The organism is Stenotrophomonas sp. 28608_Sma (assembly GCF_056486185.1).
On the sequence record NZ_CM151308.1, the window covers coordinates 4,138,017 to 4,154,819 of the forward strand.

General features: G+C 64.5%; 11 protein-coding genes and 1 riboswitch. Of the genes, 3 read left to right on the plus strand and 8 right to left on the minus strand.

Going from position 1 to position 16,803, the window contains the following annotated elements:
* The first annotated feature begins 139 nt into the window (after positions 1-139).
* Complete coding sequence (locus tag ACZLHH_RS19605; RefSeq protein ID WP_032128397.1) at positions 140-1,261, plus strand: HDOD domain-containing protein; 1,122 nt, start codon at positions 140-142, stop codon at positions 1,259-1,261.
* A gap of 56 nt (positions 1,262-1,317) precedes the next feature.
* Here the strand turns inward: ACZLHH_RS19605 and ACZLHH_RS19610 are convergent, their stop codons facing one another.
* The 6 genes from ACZLHH_RS19610 to thiC all read right to left on the minus strand — a co-directional run bounded on the left by ACZLHH_RS19610 (position 1,318) and on the right by thiC (position 10,861).
* Complete coding sequence (locus ACZLHH_RS19610) at positions 1,318-1,527, minus strand: hypothetical protein (RefSeq protein ID WP_032128398.1); 210 nt, start codon at positions 1,525-1,527, stop codon at positions 1,318-1,320.
* A 170-nt stretch (positions 1,528-1,697) separates the two neighbouring features.
* Positions 1,698-4,556 (minus strand): TonB-dependent receptor, encoded by a 2,859-nt coding sequence (locus ACZLHH_RS19615; RefSeq protein WP_071228160.1) that lies wholly within the window; start codon positions 4,554-4,556, stop codon positions 1,698-1,700.
* Positions 4,557-4,605: 49 nt separating this feature from the next.
* On the minus strand, positions 4,606-5,505 hold the full coding sequence (locus ACZLHH_RS19620; protein WP_032128400.1) for a helix-turn-helix transcriptional regulator: 900 nt from the start codon (positions 5,503-5,505) through the stop codon (positions 4,606-4,608).
* Between the two features lie 115 nt (positions 5,506-5,620).
* A complete protein-coding gene (locus ACZLHH_RS19625) occupies positions 5,621-7,945 on the minus strand; it encodes a winged helix-turn-helix domain-containing protein (RefSeq protein ID WP_180844148.1) in 2,325 nt (774 codons plus the stop codon).
* 260 nt (positions 7,946-8,205) lie between these two features.
* Positions 8,206-8,877: an ion channel gene (locus tag ACZLHH_RS19630; protein ID WP_180844147.1), complete on the minus strand. Its 672-nt coding sequence runs from the start codon at positions 8,875-8,877 to the stop codon at positions 8,206-8,208.
* A 139-nt stretch (positions 8,878-9,016) separates the two neighbouring features.
* On the minus strand, positions 9,017-10,861 hold the full coding sequence (thiC, locus tag ACZLHH_RS19635) for a phosphomethylpyrimidine synthase ThiC (RefSeq protein WP_180844146.1): 1,845 nt from the start codon (positions 10,859-10,861) through the stop codon (positions 9,017-9,019).
* An 82-nt stretch (positions 10,862-10,943) separates the two neighbouring features.
* Positions 10,944-11,045: riboswitch (TPP riboswitch) on the minus strand.
* A gap of 245 nt (positions 11,046-11,290) precedes the next feature.
* Between thiC and ACZLHH_RS19640 the strand changes: the two genes are divergently transcribed.
* On the plus strand, positions 11,291-12,868 hold the full coding sequence (locus tag ACZLHH_RS19640) for a BCCT family transporter (RefSeq protein WP_180844145.1): 1,578 nt from the start codon (positions 11,291-11,293) through the stop codon (positions 12,866-12,868).
* A gap of 238 nt (positions 12,869-13,106) precedes the next feature.
* On the opposite strand, the gene ACZLHH_RS19645 is transcribed toward ACZLHH_RS19640, so the two are convergent.
* The gene (locus tag ACZLHH_RS19645; protein ID WP_180844144.1) at positions 13,107-14,021 is read right to left on the minus strand and encodes an IS110 family RNA-guided transposase; all 915 of its coding nucleotides are present in this window, start codon (positions 14,019-14,021) and stop codon (positions 13,107-13,109) included.
* Between the two features lie 127 nt (positions 14,022-14,148).
* Between ACZLHH_RS19645 and ACZLHH_RS19650 the strand changes: the two genes are divergently transcribed.
* Complete coding sequence (locus ACZLHH_RS19650) at positions 14,149-14,484, plus strand: hypothetical protein (protein ID WP_440977442.1); 336 nt, start codon at positions 14,149-14,151, stop codon at positions 14,482-14,484.
* A gap of 183 nt (positions 14,485-14,667) precedes the next feature.
* On the opposite strand, the gene ggt is transcribed toward ACZLHH_RS19650, so the two are convergent.
* Positions 14,668-16,461, minus strand: a complete 1,794-nt coding sequence (gene ggt / locus ACZLHH_RS19655; RefSeq protein WP_219635142.1) for a gamma-glutamyltransferase — start codon at positions 16,459-16,461, stop codon at positions 14,668-14,670.
* Positions 16,462-16,803 lie beyond the last annotated feature (342 nt).

The following is a 16,803-nucleotide window of genomic DNA, read 5'->3' on the forward strand; positions in this document are numbered from 1 at the left end:
CGCTCCGGCGGCACCCCGCCGGAGCGATGCGGGTCACGTTTCATGACGACGGCACATCACACGTGCCGCCGTATTAGGTAAATTGCGTCACTTCACACGTCGTCGACATCCATCGTCGAGACAGCCAGGGGAATGTGTCGTGCGTATTCTGCTTGTTGGGGATGCAGCCAGCCTGCCGGCCGAGCTGACCGAATTCATTGCCGATCTTGGGGAAGACTGGCAGCCGCTGACCGCCACCGATGGCCAGACCGCGATGACTGCGGTGGCCACGCAGGGCGTGGATGCGGTGATCGTCTGCCCGCAGCTGCCGGATCTCAATGCCACCACGCTGCTGGGCCAGATCCGGACCTTGCGCCCGGAAACCATCCGCATCGCGCTGATCGATGCCCAGCACGGCAACCGGCCGCCGCCGGCACGCCTGATCGGTGTCGCTCACCGTTTCCTGCCGTTGCCACTGGCACCGGAAGTGCTGCTGGAAGCGCTGACCAGCCTGGAAGAGCTGCGCGAAGTACTGGACAGCCCACGCCTGCGCGATGCCATCGGCCGTATCGAGAAGCTGCCCTCGCCGCCGCACCTGTACCTGAGCCTGACCCAGGCGCTGGAGCATGACGACGACGCTGACAGCGCCGACGTCGCCAAGCTGGTGGCGGCCGACCCGGCCATTGCCGCGAAGGTGCTGCAGCTGTCGAACTCGGCGTTCTTCAGCCAGGGACGCACCATCGCTGACCTGCGCACGGCCGTGACCCGCCTGGGTCTGTCGACGCTGCGCGACCTCGTGCTGGCCAGCGAGGTGTTTTCCGCACCCACGTTGTCCACCGCCGAACGCAATTCGCTGCAGCAGCGCGCCCTGCTCGCCTCGCGCCTGGCCGCGCGCCTGCTGCCCGAATCCAGTGCCGAACTGGGCGCGACCGCCGCTCTGCTGGCCGACATCGGCCTGCTGCTGCCCGGCGTACGCAACGAGCGCAGCGAACCGTCGCTGGCCGGTGACACCCGCCCCGGCCATGCCGAGGCCGGCGCCTACCTGCTGGGCCTGTGGGGCCTGCCGATGCCGATCATCGAAGCGGTTGCCTTCCACCTGCAGCCGCAGCGCGCCAATACGCGCAGCTTCTGGGTGACCGGTGCGGTGCATGTGGCGCTGGCGCTGGTCAACGGCGATCCGGTGGATGAGGACTACCTGCAGCGCGCAGGTGTACTCAACAGGCTGCCGCAGTGGCGCGAGCATGCCAATGCGTTGATGGGACTGGTACCCAGCGAGGCCTGAGCTGTCAACGCAGGAACAACCTCGAAGGCGCGCCCAAAGGCGCGCCTTTTTTTGCATCAGCGCGCGCCGCAGGCGTCCTGCACGCAGTGGCGATACTGCAGATCGCACATGACCTTCGAATTGCCTGCAGCCAGGCATTGCTGGCGCAGCTCTTCGCAGTACAGCCCGCCCCCACAGACGCCACCGGTCTGGGCGAACACCGCACCCACCAATGTTGCATAGATCAGTGCAGCAGCAGACAGTTTGTGCAACAGCGTGCTCTTCATCGCTCTCTCCATGTGCAAGTGTCCGCAAGTGGACCCAGCAACTGTGTTGATTACGACACGACAGGAACGTGACTCTGCTCACCTTCCACGACATTTCGGAATTCCCCTACAAAAAAAGAGGGCGGACCTTGCGGTCCGCCCTCCCGGTATTGCTATCGCACTTCGAACGATCAGAAGCGCTGGGTGTACTTCATGTACAGGAAGCGACCGACGTCGAAGCCACCGTAGTAGGCGAAGCTCGAGTTCGGCGCCGAGTACTGCAGCGCACCGCGGTGATCGAACACGTTGTTCGCACCCAGGGCGATGGTGGCATCCCACGGAGCCTTCCAGCTGACCTGCACGTCGTGGAAGGTGTTGGAGCCGGTGTGGCGCAGCGGATCCGGCTCACCATTGGCGTAGTGGTTCGGGGCGTCGCACCATGCGTCGTCGATGCAGCTTTCCTTCATGCCCGAGTAGTAACGAGCAGTCCAGTTGACACCGAAGTCACCCAGCTCCCAGTTCACGCCCAGGTTCGAACGGACGCGGAACAGGCCCGGCTCACCAACGCGACCGATGGTGATGTTCTCACCCTTCTTGTTCTGGCCGGCTTCGTCGTACTTGGCCAGGTAGCTGGTCTGCCAGTCGATGCTGAACTTGCCGATCGACAGTTCCGGCAGGCGGTACTTGACACCCAGGTCGTAGCCTTCGGTCTCCATCGAGCCGAGGTTGGCCAGGCCGTAGGTCAGCGCCTCGATATGGCCATCGGCGGCACGGGTGACGCCTTCGCAGCGGGCTGCGTTGCCCAGCACGTAGCAGTCACGCAGGATGCGATCAACGCTGTCAGCGATGATCATGTTCTTCAGCTCGTAGCGGTACCAGTCGAGCGAGATGTCCAGGCCCTGCACCCAACGCGGGCTCCAGACCAGGCCAACCGTCTTGCTCTTGGAGGTTTCCGGCTTCAGAGCCGAATTCGAACCGCTGACGAACTGGTCCGGGGTCGCGCACGGGAAGGTGCTGCAAGGTGCGAAGCCCTGGCCGACCTGCACGTAGTTGGCCGGCACGCCAGCCGCGGCGCAGGCAGCATTGCCAGCGACGTTGCCCGGCGAGGTCGAACCGCACGGATCGGTGTAACGCTCGAAGCTCGAGTTGGTGCCGCCGTACAGATCGTCGACGGTCGGCGCGCGGAAGCCTTCTGCGTAGGTACCGCGGACCAGCAGCTCTTCGATCGGGCGCCACACCAGGCCGAACTTCGAGTTGATCGTGTCACCGAAGTTGCTGTAGTCGGAGTAGCGGCTGGCGACGTTGAAGGTCAGTTCCTTGGCAAACGGCAGGTCCGACAGGATCGGCACGTTCAGTTCCAGGTAGAACTCATCCAGCGAGTAGTTGCCCGAGGTGGTGGTCGACGCCAGGCCGGTCGACTGGCCCGACTGACGGAAGGCGTCCGGCACGAAGCGGCCTTCTTCCTTGCGGTGCTCGTAGCCCATGGCCACGCCCAGGTCACCGGCCGGCAGCTCGAACAGCGAACCGGACAGGTTGGCGGTGTAGCTGGTGGTCTTGGTCACACCGGTGTCGGTGTAGGTCGGGAACAGGAAGTTCTGCAGATCACGGTCGGCAAGCGAGCCCTGGCCGTTGACGCCATACGGCAGCAGCGGGTTCCACGGACGGCACTGGCTCAGCGGGATCGGGTTGGCGGCGGTGCCGCACTGGGCAACACCCTGGCCGTTGATGAACGACTTGCCAAGTGCCTGCTCGGATGCGATCAGGCTCATGTCGCCGTAGCCGGTCTTGGTCAGCTCGTTGCGGTTCCACAGCGCACCGACGTCCCAATCCCAGGTCTTGCCAGCGAATTCGAAGAAGCCGCTCAGGCTCGGCGCGAAGCGCAGGGTCTTGAGATCGCTCTTGGTGGTACGCGGCACTTCCCACAGGCGGCGACGGAACTCGACGTCCTGACCGATCGGGTTGAACGCGCTGTCCTTCGACAGCGGGGTACCGAACGACAGCGACTGGTACGGGTAACCCGCGATCTGCTGGTCGGTGGTGCGCTGGTTGTACAGCACGTCAGCATTGAAGGTGATCGAGTCGGCCAGATCGTAGCTGCCGTTGACGTACACGGACTTACGCTCGATGCCGGTCTGCACCATCATCTGCTGGTTGGCATTGGAGTACTCGGCCGGGGTCAGCTGGTGGTAGTCGGCCGCATTCTTCGGGTCACCGCCCGGATTCAGGGTCATCCACTCCGGCTGCGGCTGGCCTGCAGCGCGCGGCTTGCAGTCGCCCCACACGCGCGGGTCGCACCAGGTGCTGTTCTGGCTCAGCGGGCTCCAATCACCGGAGGTGGTGTTCGGGCCCAGGCCGCCGTCGCGGCTGAACCAACGATCCTTCGCCCACACCGGATCCTGCTTGGAGTATTCGGCCGACAGGGTCACGCCGCCACGCTCGCCTTCGGAGCCGAGGGTGAACGAGTAGGTGTTGGTGTCGCCGTCGCCGCGGCCGTACTGGCCGACGTAGACGCTGGCTTCAGCACCGTCGAAGCGCTTGCGGGTGATCACATTGACCACGCCAGCGATGGCGTCCGAACCGTAGATGGCGGAGGCGCCATCCTTCAGCACTTCGATGCGCTCGACGGCGGCCATCGGAATCTGGCTCAGATCCTGGTAGCCGGCAGTGGTCGCGCCCAGGCGCTTGCCGTTCATCAGCACCAGGGTGCGCTGCGCGCCCAGGTTGCGCAGGTCGACGTAGTAGCCGCCAACGTTTTCGCCGGAGGACAGCGAGTCCGCACGGGAAATGGCCGGCGAACCTGCCGAGGTCAGGTTCTGCAGGACATCGGCGACGGTGGTGTAGCCCTGCTTTTCCAGGTTCTCACGGCTCAGGGTGAGGACCGGCTGCTGGGTCTCCATCGAGGCGCCGCGGATGCGCGAGCCCGTGATTTCGATGCGATCCAGGGTGGTCGCATCCTTTGCTTCCTGTGCAGAAGCAAAGGCGGGCGTCAGCGCCAACGCAATGCCAGCCGGCAGAAGGCCCAGCCGCACTGCGGGATTACGAACGTTCATCTATCTCTCCAAGGTACGTGTTAGCAGCGTGTTAAAACACCCCAGCACGTTACGATTGCGTTGCAGCGCTGTATTTGCGCGAACCAACCGGAGACTTTGCAGACTGTGGCGGCAGCAAGCCGCCGTTCTCCCTGAAGCGCGATGCGGACTGGCCGTAGCGGGCGCGGAACGCACGCGCGAAGCTGCAGCAGTTGTCGAAGCCACTGGCTGCAGCAACTTCGCCGACCATCATGTCAGTGTCACGCAGCAGGTCGGCAGCGCGCTCAAGGCGCAGCCGCGCCGAAAGCGACTGCGGGCTTTCCTCGTACAGGCTCTGGAAGGTCTTGGAGAGATACCAGCTGGAGAAGTTGGTCAGCTCGGCCAGTTCACCGATGCGCACCACGCGGTGGCTGTTGCCTTCCAGGTACAGGCGGGCGCGCTGCATGCGGCCGAACACCTGGCGCTTGCGGCTGCGCGAGCGCCCCGGGCAACGCTGCACGTTGTCGGCCAGCCCACGCTGCAGGCCCGCCAGGTGCAGCAGCAGCGGGCGCAGTGCCTGTGCCGGCTGGCCACTGGCAAGCGCATCGCGCCACAGGCGCAGCGCAACGCGGGCATCGCCACGGTTCATGCGGCCACGCCCGGCATACAGACCGCAATCGGCCATCTCGGCCAGCACGCGCAGCGCTTCGACCGTCAGGTTCAGGCCAACGCACAAGCCGTTGCGACCGGCCTGCACCAGCGGCCGCGACTCCTTCTCGAAGGCGATCCACTCGCCCTGGCGCAAGCGGAAGCGTCCTTCCTTGGCTTCCACCCAGGAGCTGCCGCGCACCTGCATCCACACAGTGAAGCTGCTGCCTGCGGTCTGCAGGCTGCCGAGCCGGGCCACGCCCAGGCAGGTCGGCGCAGCATCGTCGAGCGACCGGTCCAGAGAGACGGTTTGGCCGCGATCGGCCAGCGAGAGTTGACGCATGGGGGCACCACGGATTTGCCTAGTACAGGCCTCCGTTTTGCCAAATCAGGCGGCACCACGTCAGGAAAGTCAGACGAGATCGCCACGAATTCGCGGCGAGGTCGCCACGAAGAAATTACGAAGGCCCATTTCCGTTGAACAACAACAACTTGGAGAACGCCGGAAGCAGCATCGGCGAGCGCTCGGGCAAACGCATCACACCGATGTCGGCACCGTCGCTGACCGCCATTGCCACGAACAGGGTGCGCCCATCGGCGCCGGCACTCAGCCCGTTGCCGGCACTGAGGCGTTCCGCATCCAGGCAGCGTTCCGGTTCCTCGCGCCCGGCTTGGATCAGCACCAGTGTCGTACCGCAGCGGGTGGACGTACCGAGATAGCCGATCGCACTGTTGCCGGCCACGGTCCAGGCCCGGTACCGCCACCGGCTGGGCTGGTCATCGCTGATCTGCTGCACGCTGCCTGGCGCCAGCGCCGCATCCACCGACCACAGGCCACCTGCCGCCAGGCGGGTGAACAGCACTCGCCCGCTGCTGCGATCGAACCGCGCCTGAGACACGCCCTCGATGCTGGCAAGGCGGCGCCAAGGCTGCACGCTTCGATCAAACAGGCTCAGCCGGGTCTGTTGCTGGTCATCGCGCTCGACTACCAGCAGCTGGTCCGGGTTTGCGCCGTACAGTGCCTGCAGCGGCTGCTCCGACGGTACCGGCAACGGCTGGACGCGTTCGTCACGCGGTGCGATCTCATAGACCACCGTACGTCCGTGTTCGTCGCGCCCGACCACCAGCAACCGCCGGCTGTCGGCCGACCAGTCCGGTGCCTGACGTGCCTCAGGCCGCAATCCTTCGATAGGCCGCAGCGAATCGGGGCGCTCCATGTCCGCCCACCACAGCGCGAAGCTGCCTGAACGATCGGACGTGAACACCAGTTGGCGTCCATCCGGCGCCGCCATCGGCTGCCCATCCCGACCACTGGATGCAAACAGGCGCTGCGGGGGTGAACCGCCCTCCATCGGCACCTTGAAGATGCCGAACTGCGCGCGGCGGTGAACGAAGGCCAGCATCCCCGCGCGGCGCGCCGTCGCCGGCCATTGTGCGTCGTCGAGCCCGGCGTCGCGCAGCGTGCGGCTCTCGACGTCCAGGTAATACAGGCGCACCTCACTGTCGACACGGCGTCCAAACACGATCGTCCGGCCATCACGCAACCAGGCCCAGCCACGCAGTTCAGCGGCCTCGTTGGTCAGCTGCTCGGGCGTGCCACCCGCGGCCGGCATGCGCCACAGGTCGCCCAGCTGCGGATTGCGCACGAATACCAGCCACTTGCCATCAGGCGAGTAGCGCGGCGCATAGTCGAAGTCATCCTCGGCGACACCGTAGTCCAGCGCCTCCCATTGGCCACTGGCCAGATCAAGCTTGCGGATGCCGCGATGGGCATAGCGCCCCACCATGCTGCCGAACACCAGACCACGGCCGTCCGGAGTCCAGTCGAAACTGAGCAGCTCGGTGCCATCGCACCGTGTGGCCTGGCGCAGGGCACCACCGGTCGCGCTGGCGATCAGCACCTGGCAACCGCCGTTGTTGCTGAACCGCGCGAAGGCGATCTCGCGTCCATCCGGCGACCAGCTCGGGAAGCGATCGACCGAGCCGGCCGGCGGAGCCAGCAGCTGCCGCGCAGGCGCGTTGCCGGAGGTCTGCACCTTGATCGCGCCACCGCCCTGCCCGTCTTCGTTGGCGCCCTCATAGGCCACCAATGAACCATCGGGTGAAAGCGTGGGATAGGTTTCAAAGCCGCTGGTCGCGGTGATCAACCGATAGGGACGCTGCGGGCTGCCGATCACGCGCGTGCCGTTCTCCACGGCCGCGTCCACAGCTGAACTGCTGGCCGGTGCCCGCTGCAGCAGCAGCGCGGTCAGCACCACCACCGTGGCCAGCATCAGCACGCCCAGCACCAGCAGTACGCGTCGGCGGACGTGGCGCCAGCGGCGGCGCGATGCCTGCACGTGTGGCGGCATCACCTCGGCGATGGCCATCGCCGGTTGCATGTCCACGATTTCGTCATCGGCTCCCGCGGGCGGCGCCGGCTCGACATCGTCCAGTACCTGCACCGGCACCAGCAGGCGATAGCCGGTCTTGGCGATGGTCTCGATATAGGCCTGGCCGTTGTCGTCGTCGTTGCTGAACGCCTTGCGCAGCTGGGTGACGGCCTGGGTAAGCACATCATTGGTCGGCAGCGTGTCCGGCCAGACTTCCGCGAACAGTTCATCGCGGGTGACAACACGCCCCGGCTGGCGCAGCAGCACACGCAGCACGCCCAGCGCCTTCGGCGTCAGCCGACGCGGGCGACGCGCACCCACGACCTCGACTTCGCGCGAGGACAGAGTGACAGTGCACTCTCCTATCCGGATCCGATCGAATCCGGGGGGCTGGTTTTCACTGCTGTTCATTTTCCGCTACACAGTAGAGACAGGTCCGGGGCAGCGTTTGCCTTCGATACCCTCCCGTCCTGGGAACAGCAAAAAGCCAGACTCCGCACAAAGCATCGGCGCATACCGCAAAAACAATGAAGCGGGCGAATACTAGCCTATGCGGGTTACCTCGCCTATCGCGTGGTCGACATCCAGGCTCTCTCTCGCCGACGCATTCACATAATTTGCTGCACCATTCGCGCCCTGCGGGGCGCGAAATTTTTATCTGGCGTTCATTTTCACATGCGCCGCAGCATGGTCAATCCAACCAGTCGCGAAACCACCAAAGCTACGTACATCACGCCTGAAAACTGCTCCAGCATGACCAAGGCGCGCGCCTGCGGATGCAGTGGCACAACGTCGCTCAAGCCAACACCCGAGAGCAAACTGAAGCTCAGATAAAGAAGCTCCATCCAGGTGCGCTGCGCGCCACCACCGGTGCCCTGGAAACTGCCCGGATACCATTGCTGGCACACGGCGAAAGCAAACGCGAAGGCCCACGCCAGCAATGTGAATGTCGCACCTGCTGCGAACAGTTCATCGCGGGTGACTTTATGGTCCTGGAGCATGTAGGCGATGAGCGCACCGGCCGTATAGAAGTACAGCAGGCTTTCCAGCAGCTGCGCGGTGGTCAGCAGCGCACTGCGATCCAGCAGTGCGCCGACCAGCGAGAACACCACCGAAGGAATGGCCAGCAGCAGTGCCAGCCAGGTGCCCAGCGGACTGCGCTGGACCACCCACAGCGCCAGGCCGAGTACCGCCATGCCGAACATGCCCAGTGCCGCACGGCCGCCGGCGGTGTCATCAAGTGCGGGATACAGCAGCACCGCGATCAACTGGGCACCCAGCAGCCAGGCCGAAGGATGGCGGCGGGCAATGGCCAGCCAGCGGGTGGTGATGGCAACGGGCATGGCGTCCTTTCCCCAGGGTGATGGGCGGAGGATAGCCGGGAGCGGCGTGATGAGCGGTAGTGCCGGCCACTGGCCGGCACTCTCCCCGGTCCCACGCACGACGGAATGCCGGCCAGCGGCCGGCACTACCCGTTACACGTCAGCCCTGGTGATAGACCTCGGTGCCGGCGGCGCGGAACTCTTCCGACTTCTCCTTCATGCCGGCCTCGGCGTAGTCGCGCACGTCCTGGGTGATCTTCATCGAGCAGAAGTGCGGGCCGCACATCGAGCAGAAGTGCGCCAGCTTGTGCGCATCCTTCGGCAGGGTCTCATCATGGAATTCCTTGGCCTTCTCCGGGTCCAGCCCGAGATGGAACTGGTCTTCCCAGCGGAACTCGAAGCGCGCCTTGCTCAGCGCGTTGTCGCGCACCTGCGCGCCGGGGTGTCCCTTGGCCAGGTCCGCCGCATGCGCGGCGATACGGTAGGCCATGATGCCGTCGCGCACGTCCTGGCGATTGGGCAGGCCGAGGTGTTCCTTCGGCGTCACGTAGCAGAGCATCGCCGTACCGAACCAGCCGATCATCGCCGCACCGATCGCGCTGGTGATGTGGTCGTAGCCCGGTGCGATATCGGTGGTCAGGGGGCCCAGCGTATAGAACGGCGCTTCGCCACACTCGCGCAGCTGCTTGTCCATGTTCTCCTTGATCAGCTGCATCGGCACGTGGCCGGGGCCTTCGATCATGGTCTGCACGTCGTGCTTCCAGGCGATCTTCGTCAACTCACCCAGCGTCTCCAGCTCACCGAACTGCGCGGCATCGTTGGCATCGGCGATGCAGCCCGGGCGCAGGCCATCGCCCAGCGAGAAGGTCACGTCGTAGGCCTTCATGATTTCGCAGATGTCTTCGAAATGCGTGTAGAGGAAGTTCTCCTTGTGGTGTGCCAGGCACCACTTGGCCATGATCGAGCCACCGCGGCTGACGATGCCGGTGACCCGCTTGGCGGTGAGCGGAACATAGCGCAGCAGCACGCCAGCGTGGATGGTGAAGTAGTCCACGCCCTGCTCGGCCTGCTCGATCAGTGTGTCGCGGAAGATCTCCCAGGTGAGTGCTTCGGCGCGGCCATCGACCTTCTCCAGCGCCTGGTAGATCGGCACGGTACCGATCGCCACCGGCGAGTTGCGGATGATCCACTCGCGGGTCTCATGGATGTGCTTGCCGGTGGACAGGTCCATCACCGTGTCACCGCCCCAGCGGATCGCCCACACCAGCTTCTCCACCTCCTCGGCAATGCCCGAGGACACGGCGCTGTTGCCGATGTTGGCGTTGATCTTGGTCAGGAAATTGCGGCCGATGATCATCGGCTCGCTCTCCGGATGGTTGATGTTGTTGGGCAGCACCGCACGGCCGCGGGCGATTTCGTCGCGCACGAACTCCGGGGTGATGATCTTCTGGATCGAAGCGCCGAACGCCTCGCCCGGGTGCTGCTGCAGCAGGCCGGCATCGCGGATCGCGTCCAGCCGCTGGTTCTCGCGGATGGCGACGAATTCCATTTCCGGCGTGATGATGCCGCGGCGCGCGTAGTGCATCTGGGTGACGTTGGCACCTGCACGCGCACGGCGAGGCAGGCTGCGCGCGGGGAAGCGCACCGCATCGAGCTTCGGGTCATGCTCGCGATCGCGACCGAACGAAGAGCTCAGTCCTTCCAGCCGCTCGGTATCACCGCGTTCTTCCACCCAGCCGCGACGCAGTGCCGGCAAACCAGCGGACAGATCGATGCGCACCTCCGGATCGGTGTACGGGCCCGACGTGTCGTAAACGGTCACCGGTGCATTCTCTTCGCCGCCGAACAAGGTCGGCGTGCGGGTCAGCGCGATCTCGCGCATCGGCACCTGCAGATCCGGACGTGAACCGGGCACGTGGATCTTGCGCGAGCCGGGAATGGGCCGGGTCACGGATTCGGAGAGTTGCTGGGCCTGTTGCTGCAGGGCGGAGAGCTGTGCGTTCATCGGGCATCGTCCAGGAAGGTCAGGGACGAAGCGGCGGCGCACTGCTGCCGCGCCCGGACGGTCCTTGGGCGGAGTCCGGACATGGCTGCACTGCAAAGCTTCCCTACGCCGGTATGAGCCGGATCAGGTTCCAAGGGACTGTCTCAACCGTGGCCACATGGCCGCGGTACCCCCGCTTCTTGGTGTGCATTAGAGCATAGAACGCACTGCAGCTCCTGGCTGTTCCATCCACGCACGGCGTGGATCCGCTGTTTCTGTATTAACAGAACCGTGACATCGCATTCAGTAACGTGCACGCGCATCGTGCCGCTGCGGCCGGTGTTTCCCCGCCGCCTTCGCGGCCCCTGCCCGGTCTGTGCTGCATGTCGCCGGCCCCTCGCAGCAAGCTCTGCTCGCTCCCCTCAATCCCTTGATCGGAGAAGCTCCTTCATGGTGTTTCGCGTTTCCATCGCACTGGTTCTGCTTCTGGTGCTGCTTGCCGGTGTTGCACCCGGCCCCTTCAATACCGTGGTGCAGTCGGTACTGGCCGATGTCATCCGCAGTGTCGGCTGGCTCTATCTTCTGGTCGTGTTCCTGGCGCTGACTTTCCTGATGTACCTGGCATTCGGTCGCTTCGGCAACCTGCGCATCGGCGGTGAAGATGCCGAGCCGGAGTTCTCGCGCGCCAGCTGGATGTCGATGCTGTTCGCCGCCGGCATGGGCATCGGCCTGGTGTTCTGGGGCGCCGCCGAGCCGATTTCCCACTTCACCAAGCCTCCGGAAGGCCTCGCACCGCAGAGCATGGACGCGGCGCGGGCTTCGATGCGCTATGCATTCTTCCATTGGGGTCTGCATCCATGGGCGATCTACGCGCTGATCGGCCTGGCCATGGCCTGGTTCCAGTTCAACCGCAATGGCCGTGGACTGGTCAGTGACATGCTGCAACCGATCATCGGCCGGCACCATCGCGGCTGGATCGGACGCGTGGTCAACATCGCCGCGGTTGTTGCCACTGCCATTGGCGTGGCCACCACGCTGGGGTTCGGTACCATCCAGATCGCTGCCGGCATGGAACGCGTGTTCGGCCTGCACGCGGGTGTGCCACTGCAGCTGACCATCATCGCCATCGCGTTCGTGCTGTACATGGCCTCCACCGCCAGCGGTGTCGAGCGCGGGGTGAAGTGGCTGTCCAACTTCAATCTTGCACTGGCCGCGCTTCTTGCGGCCACCGTACTGGTGCTGGGTCCGACCGGATTCATCTTCGATACGTTCACCACCACACTGGGGTCGTACCTCAACCAGCTGGTGACGATGAGCCTGCGCATGTCGCCGTTCTCGGGCAGCACATGGGTGGCGGACTGGACCATCTTCTACTGGGCGTGGTGGATTTCCTGGGCCCCGTTCGTCGGCTCGTTCATCGCGCGCATCTCGCGTGGGCGCAGCGTCCGCGAGTTCGTCATCGGCGTCGTGCTGGCACCCACGGTGCTGGGCTTCTTCTGGTTCGCGGTGTTTGGTGGTACTGCGCTGTGGGCGCAGATCTTCGGCCACGCCGACCTGGTGCAGGCGCTGGGCAATGGCTATGAAACGGTGCTGTTCACCCTGTTTGACAGCATGCCGCTGCCCTTGCTGCTTTCCTGCACCGCACTGGTGCTGCTGATGATCTTCTTCGTGACATCAGCCGATTCGGCGGTGCTGGTACTGGCCAGCATGTCCACTGACGAGGCAGGCGATCCGCCGTTGAAGCGCAAGCTGGCCTGGGGCATCGCGGTGGCGCTGATCGCAGCGGCGTTGCTGCTGGCCGGTGGCCTGGATGCACTGCAGGGCATGATCACGATTGCGGCGTTGCCATTCGCGCTGCTGATGGTGCTGGTGATGGTGTCGCTGTACCGGGTGCTGGACCAGGAGTACACGCGCGAGCGGCGGCAGGCGCAGCGCCAGCGGCATATGATCGATGCGTGGATCGCGCGCGAGATGGCGGCGCAGGAGGAGACCCAGGCGGAGGCGGCGCGCGCGCACGATCAGGATTGAGGGTGTTTTGCAGCCTGCGGCTGCACCGCTTTTCTCAAGCAACGGCAACTGCAACAGCAACTTCACAAGCGGCTCTGGGTTGCTGCTGGTTTGGCGGTGAGGGGGCAGATGGCGGGACACGCCGCAAGTACGTCCCTGTAGCAACTGTGTTGCTGGAGAGTCTCAGGCCCGTCAGGTAAACGGGCACGGTAGTGCCGGCCGCTGGCCGGCAGCCTTTGGTCTTTCGCCCTGGCTCGCCTCAGGCGGGGACTAGCTCGCTTTCAGCGTCGCGCACACGGGCGTTGAGGATGACCAGCATCTTCCGCATTACTGCCACGATGGCCACCTTGCCTTCCTTGCCGCGGGCTCGTAGCGACTGGTAAAAATCGCGCAGCCGAGGTTCATGCCGCATGGCCGACATTGCCGCCATGTAGAGCACTTGCCGGATTTCGGCTCTTCCACCGTGGATGCTTCGTTTTCCTCTCATCGTGCCGCTGTCGTGGGACATCGGGGCTACCCCGACCAGGCTGGCGATGCGCTTGCCAGTGATCCTGCCAAGCTCTGGCAGATAGCTGGCTAGAACTGCCTGCAGCACAGGCCCTACGCCCTTCATCGACTTCAGCATCTTCAGTTGAGGCTGCTGACCAACCTGCTCGACGATCTGCTTGCCCAGACGCTCAACCAACGTTTGTAGGCGGGTGATGTTGCCCTGCAGTAGTCGGCGCAGTTCACGATCAAGCACCATTTCCTGCTGCTGCCGCGCGATGGTCAGGGCGTCCATCGCCTGCCGACGTGCCCGAACGAACTCCCGCATCTTCTGCTGCCAAGACTGCAGCGGCTGATAGGGAGGCAGCTTCACCAGGGCGGCCATCTGCGCCAACGCGTAGGCATCCAAACGGTCGGTTTTGGCAATCTGACCCAACCCCTGAGCCAGTTTCCGGGCGCGCAAGGCATTGGCACGGACCACCGGATGACCGGCCTTGTGCAGGAAATCCAGCACCGGCTGCTCATAGCCACCTGTGGCTTCAAGCACGATCTGGCGGGTCGGACGCTTCTTCAGCCAAACATCCAGTTCAGAAAACCCGGAGCGGTTGTTGCCGACCTGCAGGGTTTCTCCGTCCGTCGTACCGATATCCAGCTGACGCTTGCTGACATCAATCCCGATCCCGTTCATCACCTGACTCCGTATAGTCTGGAAGGGTCGAGAGCTCCCCCGCTTGCCCAGTCTTATCGCTTCGAGTGGTCGCTCCAGCAACTGTTCGGGCGGATCAAGGGAGATTCCGGCGTGGGCGCCAAGCTACATGGCGATCGTCGCGATCCTGGTTACGGATCGTCGAGATCTAGGCTCGCACGGCGGCCCACGCCGGCTCTCGACGCCTACGCTGCCAGATTCCGATCAGATAAGGCTCGGCCACGGCATCCATGCCGTGGACGGTCCCGCCATCTGCCCCCTCTCCGCCTCCGACAGTTTCCCGGTGACGGTGGGTTTTCCACGCCATGCGTGGATGAGGTGTATCGGAAAACAAGAAGGGGTCGGATTCGTTTTCCTGTGGAAAACGGATCCGACCCCAACCCACAGCACGCGGCTGTTGCCATTGCCTTTGCTCTTGATCTTCTTTTTTCTTTTCCTGCGGTGATGGACACGGAAACTATCCGTGGCCGGGCGGGTGGGCTGGGCGGGGGTGTCCGCGGCATGGATGCCGCGGCCAAGCCTCCAGGGACGGATTCACGGCGTCCCCCGACCAGCCCACCCGCCCGGCCAAGCCAAGCATCGCTGAACCATCACCGCAGAGGGGGCTGCGCCCGGTGGCCGGGAAACCTCAATACCCCGCCGCCTGCCCATCCTTTCGACTCTCAGACGCACCGTAGTAAACGCCGGATTCCGGATCACGCATGATCGCCTGATACCCACCATACGGACCATCGGCGAACACGATGCGATGCCCCTTGCGCATCAACGCACGCACCGTTTCATACGGGAAGCCGGTTTCCAGATTCACTTCACCACCGTCGGTCATCGCCGTGGCCTGACCTGTCGGTTCGGTCGAGCCTTCATGCTGGATGCGCGGTGCATCACCGGCCTCCTGCAGGTTCATGCCGAAATCCACCAGGTTCATCACGATCTGCACGTGGCCCTGCGGCTGCATCGCGCCACCCATCACGCCGAAGCTGGCATACGGCTTGCCGCCCTTGGTGATGAACGCCGGGATGATCGTCTGGAACGGGCGCTTGCCCGGTGCATAGCCGTTGGGATGGTTCTTCTGCAGCACGAACATCTCGCCACGATCCTGCAGGATGAAGCCCAGCCCCGGCGGCGCCATGCCGCTGCCCATGCCGCGGTAGTTGGACTGGATCAGCGAAACCATCATGCCGTCGGCGTCGGCCACGGTCATGTAGATGGTGTCGCCTTCTTCCAGCTGCTTCGGCGTGCCCGGCTGCACTTCCTTCAGCGCCTTGTCCATGGAAATCAGCGCGCGGCGCTGTGCGGCGTAGTCCTTGGAAATCAGCTTCTGCACCGGCGCCGGCTGGAACGCCATGTCGGCATAGAAGCGCGCGCGATCGGCGAAGGCCAGCTTCTTCGCTTCAACGAACAGGTGCACATGCTCCGGTGAACCGAAGGGAATCTTCGAGAAGTCGTAGCCTTCCAGCACGTTGAGGATCTGCAGCGCGGCGATGCCCTGGCTGTTCGGCGGCAGTTCCCAGACGTCGTAGCCACGGTAGTTGCTGCTGACCGGTTCGACCCACTCACCGTGGTGGTCAGCCATGTCCTGGTAGCTCAGGTAGCCACCGTTGGCCTTGAAATAGTCGCCGATGGTGCGGGCGATATCGCCCTTGTAGAAGGCATCACGGCCACCGTCGGCGATCTTCTGCAGCGTACTGGCCAGATTCGGGTTCTTCCACATCTCACCCTTGCGCGGGGCGTGGCCGTTGATCGTGAACTGTTCCTTGAACCCCGGATACTGCGACAGCTTGGGCACCGAGCGGTCCCAGTAGTAGGCGATCACCTCAGCCACCGGGTGACCCTCGCGGGCGTAACGGATGGCCGGTGCCAGGTTGTCCGCCATCGGCTTGCGGCCGAAGCGGTCGTGCAGTGCGAACCAGCCGTCGACAGCGCCCGGTACCGACACCGGCAGTGGACCGGTGGCCGGGATGTCCTTCAGGCCACGGCGCTGGAACTCGGCCAGGGTGAGCGACTTCGGCGAGCGGCCCGAGCCGTTGTAGCCGTAGAGCTTCTGCGTCTTCGGGTCCCACACGATGGCGAACAGGTCGCCCCCGATGCCGTTGCCGGTGGGCTCCATCAGGCCAAGCGCGGCGTTGGCGGCAATCGCCGCGTCCACCGCCGAGCCACCACCCTTCATCACGTCCAGCGCGATCTGGGTGGCCAGCGGCTGCGAGGTGGCGGCCATCGCATGCGGGGCGATCACCTCCGAACGGGTGGCAAAGGTGTGGCCGGTGATGCGGTCGGCGGCAGAAGACAGTGCGGGCACAGCGGCCAGTAGAGCAGCGGCCAGCAGGGAACGGGCAAGGCGTCGGGACACGGTCGGGTTCCGATGGAAGGGTGGTCCCTCGATCTTCGCCGCTGCGGCCTTCACGCGGTATCGGGCAGAGGTCATGGACGTTGATCCTGGGACGGGGTGCGGAAGCTCCGCACCCGCCAAGGCGAAAATCCGCCGAATTCCGCGCAAAAGCCGGCCTGAAAGGAGTGAATTGGGGTTCACCGAAACACTTTCAGCGGCAACCATCCTTGTGCCGCAAGCGATTGCGCTGGATGCACCGGAAACCGATAGAAAATCCGTTGCGAGGGTTGACAGCGCCGAAACGGCTGTGTTTCTCTCGATCACATGTTGCATCACAACACGCCACCGCGAACCCACATCGAAGCCGCCGACATCGGCGCCGCCTCGCTGCGTTCGATTCTTGTGCTCGTACTTATTACCCAACCAACAGGTGCGGGA